This window comes from Pseudooceanicola nitratireducens, assembly GCF_900109195.1.
In the GTDB taxonomy this organism is placed as follows: Bacteria; Pseudomonadota; Alphaproteobacteria; order Rhodobacterales; family Rhodobacteraceae; genus Pseudooceanicola; species Pseudooceanicola nitratireducens.
Window position 1 is genome coordinate 62,271 of record NZ_FNZG01000007.1, and the last position, 10,642, is coordinate 72,912.

The following is a 10,642-nucleotide window of genomic DNA, read 5'->3' on the forward strand; positions in this document are numbered from 1 at the left end:
TGTCTAGCGGCCATTTTGTGGTTCCAGCTTGTGTTGTAGGACACATTAACTTCTGCGGCTGATCTGCGTTCCAGCCGGAATGTTGGCTGAATTCCTTCAGGCCCCGATTTCCTCGTGCTCGGTCAAGCATTCCGAATGGTCCCGCAACACCTCAAGCACCTTGCAATCTCCCGTCCGCCCGCCGCTGCATTCGTGAACCATGCGTTTCAGTTCCGTGCGCAGCGCCTTCAGGCGGTCCATGCGCTGCTCCACCTGTTTGAGCTGGCGACGCGCGATGGCATCTGCCTCGTCGCAGGGGCGGTTGGGATGGTCGCTGAGGTCGAGCAGCTCGCGGATCGCATCGAGCGAAAAACCGAGTTGCCGCGAATGGCGGATGAAGGACAGTCGGTCGAGCTGTGCATTGTCGTAGCGCCTCTGTCCGCCTTCGGTCCTGCCAGGTTCGGGCATGAGTCCGATCTGTTCGTAGTACCGGATGGTCTGCACTTTTGTGCCAGTCTTCTTTGACAGAGTACCGATCGTGAGCATTTTCGCCTCCATGAAAAAGATACAGTTTGTGTAGGTTTTGCCGTCGGAATAAACAAGTGTCGGATTCATAGACGCGTGAGTTCAAGCTATACCATGATTTCGTGCTTGAACCTCTAGCAGCTAGAGGATGTATCCGCACAGGCAATAAGAATCAAAATCAGGCGAACAGGATTGTCCCTTACATCGGCACAGAAGTTTCTTTGGGTTTTGGCAGGCGTGGCAGCGCTTGCCTTCGTATGGCTTTTGCTATGGTCCGATTATCGTGCCGATAGCGCCCGAACCGACGCCGAACCGCCTTTTTTCGCTGAGTTCGAACTGACGGACCACCAGGGTATGGTTCGAACCGAGGAGGACTTTGCGGGGCGCTGGATGCTGGTTTTTTTCGGCTTTACCAACTGCCCCGACGTCTGCCCGACGACCCTATCCGAGGTCGCGGCGGTGATGGACAGTCTGGGCGACGATGCCGCCAAGGTCCAGCCGATTTTCATAACAATCGACCCTGAACGAGACACGCCCGCAGCACTCGCCGAATACGTCCCGCTGTTCGATGCGGGCATCATCGGGCTGACCGGCACGCCGGAACAGATCGCCGCTACATCCGAGACCTTTCCGATCTTCTTCGAACGCGTCGAAGAGGCTGCGGCGCCGGATGGTTACACGATGGGCCACACGTCGCATCTGTTCCTCTTCGATCCCGACGCGGGCTTCGCCGACTCGTGGCCCTACGGCACCTCCGCCGAAGAGATCCTCGCCGATCTGGAAGAGAGGATCTGACCGACATGATCCGTATGTCCGGAGAAACAGCCCTCGGGCTGGCGTGGATCATCGCGCTCGTCGCCTCGCTTGCCGTGCTTTTCATCGGCGAGGTGCTGGGGCAGACGCCCTGTGTGCTATGCTGGTTCCAGCGCGCCTTCATGTTCCCCTTGGCCATTGTCCTCGGGCTCGGCCTTTGGTGGCGGGACGGCCGCGTGGGGCGCTACGGCATCGCATTGGCGCTTGGCGGCGGCGCAATCGCCCTGTGGCACATGGGGCTGTACGTCGGTCTTGTTCCCGAACGCATCCAGCCCTGCACGGCCACCGGCCCCTCTTGCACCGATGACAACCAACTGGTCTTCGGCATCCCTATCCCGCTGATGGCGCTCGCCGCCTTCGCGCTGATCGGGGCGCTGTCGGCCCTTTCATTGAAGGACACACGAACATGAACCGACGCGGCCTGATCCTGTCCGTTCTCGCCCTCGGCGTCGCCGGTTTCGGCGGAGCCACCTGGTTTGCAACCCGCCCCGGCCCGGTGGCCGAAGCGGAGCCTGTTGCTCCGGAACTTGCTGAGGCGATGATCCGCCCCTACTCGCCCATCCTCGGACCTGCGGAGGCGCCCGTCACGATCGTCGAATTCTTCGATCCGGCCTGCGAGGCCTGTCGCGCCTTTCATCCCATCGTGAAGGACATCATGGCCGAGCATGGGGATGCTGTCCGCGTCGTGATCCGCTACACGCCCTTCCACGGCGCGGCATCCGAGGAAGCGATCCGCGTGCTCGAGGCGGCGCGCATGCAGGACGTTTACGTGCCGGTGCTTGAGGCCGTTCTGCGGGAACAGCCGAGATGGGCTTCGCACGGTGCCCCGGCGCCTGGCCTGATCCTTCAGATCGCCACCACGGCCGGACTCGATGCCGAGGCCGCGCGCACGCAAATGCTGGCGCCCGATGTCGTGGCGATCCTGAATCAGGATCGTGCCGACGTCGAGACCGTGGGAATTCGCCAGACGCCCACATTCTTCGTGAACGGCAAGCCGCTCGATCCATTCGGAGAGGCAGAATTGCGTCGTCTGGTGGCTGCCGAAGTCGCTGCCGCGCAAAGCTGAATGGAAAAGGCAGGATCAGAACGATGAAAAAGTATATTTTGACCAGCACACTGGCCGCGCTTTTGACCCTTGGAGGGCTCTCGGTGCCCGCGCTGGCCGGACCCGAGGATGTTGTCGTCGAGAACGCGTGGTCCCGCGCCTCCATCGGGATGAACCGTCCCGGGGCCGCCTACATGAAGATCCGCAACACTGGCGACGAGCCTGTGACGCTGATCGGTCTTACAACACCGCTCGCGATGATGCCCGAAATTCACGAGACGAAGACAAATGCCGAAGGTGTGAGTTCCATGAGCCCGGCGGGGGAGATCGCGATCGCCCCGGGCGAGAGCGTCGCGCTCGAACCGGGGGGCCTGCACGCAATGCTGATGCGGCTACAAGAACCGATGACGGAAGGGGACACCTTTCCGCTGACCCTGCTTTTCGACGACGGAGGCGAAATGACGGTCGAGGTGCCGATCCTCGGAATCGCCGCGCGGGGGCCAGAGGACTGATGCGGCGACGAGCGATCCTGGGGTACGGCGCGGCTGGTGTCGGGGCGGTCGCCCTGATGCTCTTCGTCGGTTGGTGGCAGGTCGATGGACCCGGTGGACCCGAACCTGTCGGGCAGCGGCCTGTGGCTCTGACCGAGATGGATTTCCGTCTGACGGATCATGAGGGCAACGCGGTCGGGCCAGAAACCCTGATCGGCCGCCCGACGATGGCGTTCTTCGGCTTCACCTACTGCCCCGATGTCTGCCCGACCACGCTCTCTGACATTTCGGGATGGCTCGACGATCTGGGAGACGAGGCCCACGAGATGAACGTGGCTTTCATCACGGTCGATCCCGAGCGCGACACTGTCGAAACGATGGCCGAATATGTCGGCTACTTCCATCCGGCGATCCGCGGCTGGACGGGGCCCGAGGAGCAGATAGCGCGCGTCGCGGACGGCTTCCGTGCCACCTACGAGCGGGTGCCGACGGAAAGCGGCGATTACACGATGAACCACACCGCGAGCGTCTTCCTGTTCGCAGCCTCTGGGCGGTTCGTCACCATGATCGACTATCACGAACCCAGAGAATTCGCGGTGCCGAAAATTCGCCGCGCGCTGGAAGAAGAAACGGAGGGGGCGACATGAGGCTCAGAACTTTGGCGGCTTGTGTTGCAATTGCGGGGACGGTTTCGGGTGCGGCTATCGCCATCTTCGATCTTTTGTCGAAAGAACCCGTGCCGCCGGAACTTGTCCAGGCAGGTAGCTGGATGCCCCAACGTCCTGAAGTCCCCCAGAACGTTGACATTCCCGTGACGCTGCCCGTGACGGCATGGGCAGACGATGCACACAATCTCAGCCCGCTGCCCCTTCTGCAGGTCGCTGTTGCCGACAGGCCGGTACGGGCGATCGAGCCACCGCTGTCGACATGGTCGCGCGACGTTGCAGCTGGCGAGACGCTCGATTTCTTGCTGTCCGAAGCTGGACTTGCGGCACCTGACAGAGCCGAAGTTGCCCTCGCGCTTGGCGCGGAATACGATCTGCGACGGCTGCGGCCGGGGCACTCGGTCACTGTTGCTTCGACCATGGACGGCAGCCCCCGCACCGTCTCACTCGCCGTCGAGGACGGGGTTCGGATCGAGGTGGTTTTCGGCGAGCAGTTGTCCACACAGGTCGTGGCTCCGGATCCGGAGATCGTAACCCTTGCCGGCGAAGCCGTAATCGACAGCTCGATCTTCGCGGCACTCGACGAAGCCGGCATACCCGCCCGTTTTTCCGTGGACCTTGCGCAGATGCTGGGTGGGACCGTGGATTTCCGCCGCGAGATGTCCGGCGGCGAAACACTAAGGCTTCTCTGGCGTGAGGCGCGGGTCGGCGAGGACAGGATCGGACAGCCCGAACTCGCCTTCGCCGCACTGGAGATCGGCGGTTCGCTTTACGAGATCGTATGGCCGGACGACGGCAGCGGTCAGGCGACGATCTACGTCGATGGCGAGGTGCTGCGCGTCTTTGCACAGCCGGTCGAGGGCGCGCGCCTCAGCTCGGTGTTCGGACGCCGCACGCATCCGGTCTTTGGCAACGTCCGGATGCACACCGGCGTCGATTTTGCAGCGGCACGTGGGACACCGGTTCAAGCGACGGCACCGGGGCGGGTCAATTTCATCGGCTGGCGCGGCGGATATGGTCGCGTGGTCGAAATCTTGCACGGCTCCGACACCATGACGCGCTACGCGCATCTGAGCGCCGTGCCGGAAGACTTGGCACAAGGCCAACGCGTTGCGGCGGGAGACGTGATCGGCCGCGTCGGCGCGACTGGCACGGCGACAGGTCCGAACCTGCACTATGAGGTGCTCGTGGATGGGCGCCCGACTGACCCCCTCTCTGACGACCGGCTCGCCGAAGCGGCCGAGAGCGATGCGGATGATACCGCCGCGCTCTCGCGTCTGGCCGAGGCGCGGGCGCTTCTGAATGAAAACCTCGGCAGCGAGATTGCCAAAACGACAACCGAAAGGCTCTGACCCATGAAACGCATGACCCAAGCTCTTGCCATCACGCTCGCCCTGTTCCCAGCGGCCCAGGCCCTCGCAGAGGCAACGGCGATCGACGTCCGCAAGACCAACGGATGCGGCTGCTGCCTCTCGTGGATGAAACATCTCGAAGAGAACGGGTTTGTGCCGACCGGCCAGGACATGTTCGGCGGGCTTCTCGTGCGCTTCAAGCTAGACAACGGCGTGCCGCAGCGCATGGTCTCCTGCCACACCGCGCTCATTGACGGCTACGTGATCGAGGGCCATGTACCGGCCGCTGACATCCGCCGCCTTCTCGAGGAGCGCCCGGACGCCGTCGGCCTCGCTGTTCCGGGGATGCCCTATGGCTCGCCCGGCATGGGGCCAGAAGACGACCGCGAGGCCTATGATGTCTTCCTCATCCGCAAGGACGGGTCGACGGAAGTCTTTTCGAGCTACGCCGAAGGATAATCTGGCCCGCCCATGGAAAATTTGTCTCCGATAATGCTCGGCTTTCTCGGAAGTCTTGCCGCCGGATCGCTCACAGCAGTCGGAGCAGTTCCCGTGCTGTTCGGGCGCATCCCGTCTCGGGCCACACGCGATCTGTCGCTCGGCTTCGCTGCCGGTGTGATGCTCGCCGCTTCTTTCTTTTCGCTGATCATCCCGGCATTGGATGCGGCGGAGCCGATGTTCGAAAACGGCGCGATGCCTGCGGCCATCGTATGCGTTTCGATTCTTCTGGGCATGGGGGCTGTCGCCCTGATGAACGAAAAGCTGCCGCACGAGCACTTCAAGACGGGACGCGAAGGGCCCGAAGCGGCGTCTTTGCGGCGGGTCTGGTTGTTCATCATTGCGATCACGATCCACAACTTCCCTGAAGGCCTTGCCGTGGGGGTCGGCTTCGGATCCGGAGGTATGGAGGGCGGTCTGCCGCTCGCCATCGGCATCGGGCTTCAGAATGCGCCCGAAGGATTGGCCGTCGCTGTATCTCTGCTGGGCGAGGGATATCCGAAGCTGCGCGCCTGGGGCATCGCGGCGCTGACGGGCATGGTCGAGCCGATTGGCGGTTTGCTCGGGGCCGGCATCATCACACTGTCGGAACCGCTGCTTCCATGGGGTCTGGCCTTTGCCGCGGGCGCAATGCTCTACGTCATTAGCCACGAAATCATCCCCGAAACCCATCGCAGCGGCCATCAGAACAGGGCGACGCTCGGTCTCGCAGTCGGGCTCGTTCTGATGCTGTTCCTTGATGTCTGGTTGGGATGAGGCAATGTCACTAAACAAGGTATCTCCGATGATCGGCGTCTTCGCAGCACTTGCTGCGTTCGCGATCGATCAGATCACCAAAGCCATTGTCGTTGCGAATGCCGTCACTTTAAGCGCCGGAATTCCCGTGTTTCCGGGATTCATCCTCGTCTTTTATCGTAATGACGGCGTGACTTTCGGGATGTTGGGCGGCGCGCCGTGGTGGAGCCTCATCGCTCTCGCTCTTGCCATCTGTGTTTGGCTGGGGGTTATGCTGTTTCGCGCCGACAATGCGGTGGAAACGCTTGCCTACGGTGCGATCATTGGCGGAGCCCTGGGCAATGTCATCGATCGTGTGCGGTATCGGGCTGTAACAGACTTTCTCGATTTCTACATTGGCACAACACATTGGCCTGCCTTCAACTTGGCCGATGTATTTGTCGTCAGTGGCGTGGGGCTCTTGCTCGCCGCGCCATGGATCAGCGCGCGGCGTTCGATCAAGTCGTGAAGCCGGAAATTCTGAATCGCATCGCTCTGCGCCACCGTTTTCTTTCGCGGATGACGCTTGGTTTCGCCGCCGGGGCGATGACCGTTCTGACTTTCCCGCCTCTTTCGATTCTCCTGCTCGTTCCCGTTGCCTATTCCGCGTTGTTTGTCGGGCTTCGCGATCTCTCCTTCGGGCGCGCTTTCCTCGTCGGCTGGGCGTTTGGTCTCGGCCAGTTCGGTTTCGGGATTTGGTGGATCGCGGAAAGTTTCTACGTCGAGGCCGAGCGGTTTGGGACGATGGCGATTCCGGCGGTCGCGGGATTGTCCGCAGGTCTCGCGATTTTCCCAGCCATTGCCGCTGCGCTTTTTGCCGAAATCGCGCGGCGCGGAGCCATGGGCAGTCTCTTGGCCTGCCTCCTGTTCGCGACCTCCTGGACCGTGGCCGAGTGGTTGCGTGGTCACGTTCTGACAGGGTTTCCCTGGAATCTGGCCGGTTACGCACTTGTAGACTACGCCGCCCTTCGCCAGACCGCCGCCTGGGTCGGAAGCTATGGGTTAAGCTTTCTCACCGTGTTCGTTGCGGTACTCCCCGGCGCGGCTGCCATGGCGTCCGGGCGGCAACGATTGACCATCTCGCTCATGGCGCTGGCCGGCATAGCGACGATGTGGGCTGTCGGCACACTTCGCCTCCAGTCGGATGCACAACAGCCACCCACTGTCGACCTGCGCATTGTCCAAGGCAACATTCCACAAGAGGAGAAATGGGCGCCCGAGAACCGCGAGGCGACATTCGCGCGCTATCTTGAGCTTTCAACCCGGCGCGGCGATTTCGACGTTCTTCTCTGGCCGGAAACCGCCTTTCCGGGTTTCCTCGATGAGGATACGGAGGCGCAGGCCCGCATTGCCGCCGCGCTACCGGAAGGCAGCGTGCTGCTCACCGGGGTGCCGGACCGTGTACCGAGCGACGATGGCACCCGATATTTCAACACGGTCCAGGCTTTTGGCGAGACGGGCGAGATCCTGACCGGATACGCGAAATACCATCTCGTGCCGTTCGGCGAATATGTCCCATTCCGCGGCTGGTTGCCCATCGAGCGGCTCACGGCGGGTCTGGGCGATTTTACGCCCGGACCGGGCCCGCGAACGCTTGCGCTTCCGGGTGTGCCGCTGGTCGCCGTGGCGATCTGCTATGAGATCATCTTCCCAAGCCATGTGGTCGACGACCTGTTCCGACCCGACTGGATTTTTAACGCGACAAACGATGCCTGGTTCGGCACCAGCATCGGACCCGAGCAGCATCTGGCTTCCGCACGGATGCGCGCCGTAGAGGAAGGCCTTCCTGTCATCCGAGCCGCGAATACGGGCATCTCTGCGGTCATCGACGCGAGCGGAGAGATCGTTGCGCGGCTCGATACCGGCGAAACGGGCATCATCGACGCTAGCCTGCCCTCCGCGCGACCGCCGACACTCTACGCGAGCTTCGGGGACTGGATGCTGTTGGCGCTCATCTTGGCTTCGTGGAGCTCAGCAATGGCGCCAATGCGACGGCTCACTACCGCCGCATGAGAAAGACCGTCATGCAAAGATGTGGATAGGTGTTCCGTCTTTCACCATTGCATAGATGTCCTCGATCTGCCGATCTGTGACCGCGATGCAGCCAGCTGTCCAGTCGCGGACGTCCGTCGGATCGATGCCGGGTCGTGGACCACCATGGATGAAGATGTCGCCCCCCGGGGATCGGCCCTGCGCCTCGGCAAAAGCGATGTCGGCCTGATTCGGATAAGAGATGCCAACCGAAAGATGATACGTACTGTCGGGGTTGCGCTTATCGACTACGTAAGCGCCCTCAGGGGTCCGGCCGTCTCCCTCGAATTGCTTGTGACCCTCAGGAGCGAAACCCAGCCCGACCGGATAGGTTTGCAATACGCGATCGGCTCCGTCGAGAACAAGCAAACGCTGCCCCTTGTAAAGCCGAACACGGGTCACTTCGGGTCCGCCATAGCTGCGGAACTTGCTGGCACAGCCAGACAGAAACGCTGCCAACCCGCCCAACAGGACGGCGCGGCGGGGAAATCGGATGGTTTTCACTGCTCGACGCCTCTTTCGTGAGGTCTGATATGGACATTACGTTACCTTGCAAATGCTGCCTGATCAATGTCCGTGGGCAAGCGCGGCTTTTGTCATCTGTGGGCCAACCTGCTCACCGCCGGACGGCGGCGCCTTGGCCTCTTGGCCGTTCAGCAGGCGCAGGGCATTGGCCACCACCAGCAATGACACCCCTACGTCGGCTGCAATCGCGCCCCACATCGATGCCAGTCCGAACGCGGTAGCGACAACGAAAACGCCCTTGGTCGCCAAGGAAATACCGATGTTCTGATGGATAATCGACATTGTCCGGCGCGAATGACCGATCAGCCAAGGCACCTTCCCGAGGTCGTCGGTCATCAGGGCAATATCAGCCGTCTCGATTGCCGCGTCCGAACCAACAGCACCCATCGCGATGGCGTAATGCGCGCGCGCCATGGCGGGGGCGTCGTTCACCCCGTCGCCGATCATGGCCACCATGTCATGCGTTTCGACCAGTTCTTCGATGGCTGTCACCTTGTCTTCGGGCAGAAGCTCGGCACGGACCTCGTCGATGCCGACCTCGGCGGCAACGGCGCGCGCTGTCCGCTCGTTGTCGCCCGTCAACATGACGATGGTCTTCACGCCTTGCGCGTGGAGCTGTGCCACGATGCCCTTGGCATCGGGGCGGATACGGTCGCGCAATTCCAGGATGCCGGTGACGCCGGTGTCGTCGCCTACGGCAACAAGGGTGCTGCCAGCCCCTTCGATGCGGTCGCGCAAATCCTTCGGAATGGCATCGCCGAATCCCTTCTCCTCGGCAAACCGGTCCGACCCCAGCCAGATCGACCGGCCGTCTGTGCGTCCTTCAAGTCCCCTGCCCGGAACGGTTCGGGTATCTTCCGCGGCGGATACCTTGATGCCGTCGGCTTCTGCCCGCGCGAGAATGGCGCGCGCCAAGGGATGCGAGGAACGTGCCTCCAGCCCAACGGCGAGGGTCATCAGATCTTGCGCCGAAGCCCCGCCCAGCGGATGCACAGCCGCCACTTCGGGCTCGCCCATTGTGATTGTGCCGGTCTTGTCCATGGCCAGCGCGGTGGTCCGACCCGGTGCCTCGACATAGGCACCACCCTTGATGAGTACGCCCGCCCGCGCCGAAGCGGTGAGCGCCGCGACGATGGAGACCGGTGTCGAGATGACCAGAGCACACGGGCAGGCGATCACCAGCAGAACGAGTGCATTGTAGAACCAATAATCCCAGGCCCCCCCGAAAATGAGCGGCGGCAGCAGGGCAATTGCAATGGCGAGAGCCATGACGATAGGCGTGTAGATGCGGGCGAATTTCGCCACCCACTGCTCCACGGGCGCGCGGCGGGCATGGGCGTCACCGACCATGCGGATGATCTTGGCCAACACGGTGTCCGAGGCGGCCTTCGTGGCGCGCACCGTCAGTGTGCCTTCGCCGTTGATCGTACCGGCATAGACTTCGTCGCCTCGTTCCTTTGGGACCAGCGCACTCTCTCCGGTGATTGGCGCCTGATCGACCGCGCCGGCGCCGTCCGTCACCTCACCATCGAGCGGGATACGGTCGCCACCGCGTACTATGAAGCTTGAGCCTACGGCGACTTGGGCCGCCGGAACGTCGGCCTCGCTTCCGTCTTCGCGGATCACGCGCGCCGTCGGTGGTGCAAGGTCCAAGAGCGCCGAGACCGCATTCCTCGCACGCCCGACGCTCCAGCTTTCGAGGTAGAGCGAGAGCGAGAAAAAGAACGCAACCGTCGCCGCCTCGAAGAATTCGCCAAGCCCTATGGCACCGGCCACCGCGACCACCATCAGCAGGTTCATGTCGGGCGACAGTCTCCGTGCGGACGACCATGCCTTGGGTGCCACGAGCCAGACACCGAACAGGATCGCAACCGCGAATAGCCCTGCCTCGACCCGTGGCATCGGCGCTTCGCCGTGCCCTGCGAAGAGGCCGAGTGCCCCCCC

13 protein-coding genes are annotated in these 10,642 nt (G+C 62.6%); 10 read left to right on the forward strand and 3 right to left on the reverse strand.

What is annotated here, in order from left to right:
- Nucleotides 1-96 precede the first annotated feature (96 nt).
- Nucleotides 97-525, reverse strand: coding sequence for a MerR family transcriptional regulator (locus tag BMX99_RS17935; protein WP_093454971.1), 429 nt, complete (start codon nt 523-525; stop codon nt 97-99).
- Nucleotides 526-732: 207 nt separating this feature from the next.
- Here BMX99_RS17935 and BMX99_RS17940 point away from each other — a divergent pair, with 207 nt between their 5' ends.
- Genes BMX99_RS17940 through lnt form a run of 10 tightly spaced genes read left to right on the forward strand, consistent with a single transcriptional unit; the run spans nt 733 to nt 8,155 of the window.
- A complete protein-coding gene (locus tag BMX99_RS17940) occupies nt 733-1,299 on the forward strand; it encodes an SCO family protein (protein WP_093454960.1) in 567 nt (188 codons plus the stop codon).
- A gap of 5 nt (nt 1,300-1,304) precedes the next feature.
- Nucleotides 1,305-1,727, forward strand: a complete 423-nt coding sequence (locus BMX99_RS17945; protein ID WP_093454961.1) for a disulfide bond formation protein B — start codon at nt 1,305-1,307, stop codon at nt 1,725-1,727.
- Nucleotides 1,724-2,383, forward strand: coding sequence for a DsbA family protein (locus tag BMX99_RS17950; protein ID WP_093454962.1), 660 nt, complete (start codon nt 1,724-1,726; stop codon nt 2,381-2,383). Before BMX99_RS17945 ends, BMX99_RS17950 begins: the two co-directional genes overlap by 4 nt.
- Before the next feature lie 23 nt (nt 2,384-2,406).
- Complete coding sequence (locus tag BMX99_RS17955; RefSeq protein ID WP_093454963.1) at nt 2,407-2,874, forward strand: copper chaperone PCu(A)C; 468 nt, start codon at nt 2,407-2,409, stop codon at nt 2,872-2,874.
- The gene (locus tag BMX99_RS17960; RefSeq protein ID WP_093454964.1) at nt 2,874-3,500 is read left to right on the forward strand and encodes an SCO family protein; all 627 of its coding nucleotides are present in this window, start codon (nt 2,874-2,876) and stop codon (nt 3,498-3,500) included. Before BMX99_RS17955 ends, BMX99_RS17960 begins: the two co-directional genes overlap by 1 nt.
- Nucleotides 3,497-4,870, forward strand: a complete 1,374-nt coding sequence (locus BMX99_RS17965) for a M23 family metallopeptidase (protein ID WP_043772535.1) — start codon at nt 3,497-3,499, stop codon at nt 4,868-4,870. The genes BMX99_RS17960 and BMX99_RS17965 overlap by 4 nt, the downstream gene beginning before the upstream one ends.
- 3 nt (nt 4,871-4,873) lie before the next feature.
- Entirely contained in the window at nt 4,874-5,329 is a 456-nt protein-coding gene (locus tag BMX99_RS17970) for a DUF411 domain-containing protein (protein ID WP_043772538.1), read from the forward strand.
- Nucleotides 5,330-5,341: 12 nt separating this feature from the next.
- Complete coding sequence (locus tag BMX99_RS17975; protein WP_038008344.1) at nt 5,342-6,124, forward strand: ZIP family metal transporter; 783 nt, start codon at nt 5,342-5,344, stop codon at nt 6,122-6,124.
- Nucleotides 6,125-6,152: 28 nt separating this feature from the next.
- Entirely contained in the window at nt 6,153-6,611 is a 459-nt protein-coding gene (gene lspA / locus BMX99_RS17980) for a signal peptidase II (protein WP_058249023.1), read from the forward strand.
- Entirely contained in the window at nt 6,578-8,155 is a 1,578-nt protein-coding gene (lnt, locus tag BMX99_RS17985) for an apolipoprotein N-acyltransferase (protein ID WP_076981268.1), read from the forward strand. Before lspA ends, lnt begins: the two co-directional genes overlap by 34 nt.
- Before the next feature lie 9 nt (nt 8,156-8,164).
- Here lnt and BMX99_RS17990 read toward each other — a convergent pair whose 3' ends face one another.
- Both BMX99_RS17990 and BMX99_RS17995 read right to left on the reverse strand, forming a co-directional pair.
- A complete protein-coding gene (locus BMX99_RS17990) occupies nt 8,165-8,677 on the reverse strand; it encodes a L,D-transpeptidase family protein (RefSeq protein ID WP_076981267.1) in 513 nt (170 codons plus the stop codon).
- 63 nt (nt 8,678-8,740) lie between these two features.
- Nucleotides 8,741-10,642, reverse strand: a 1,902-nt coding sequence (locus BMX99_RS17995; RefSeq protein ID WP_093454972.1) for a heavy metal translocating P-type ATPase, incomplete at its 5' end; no start/stop codon positions are given.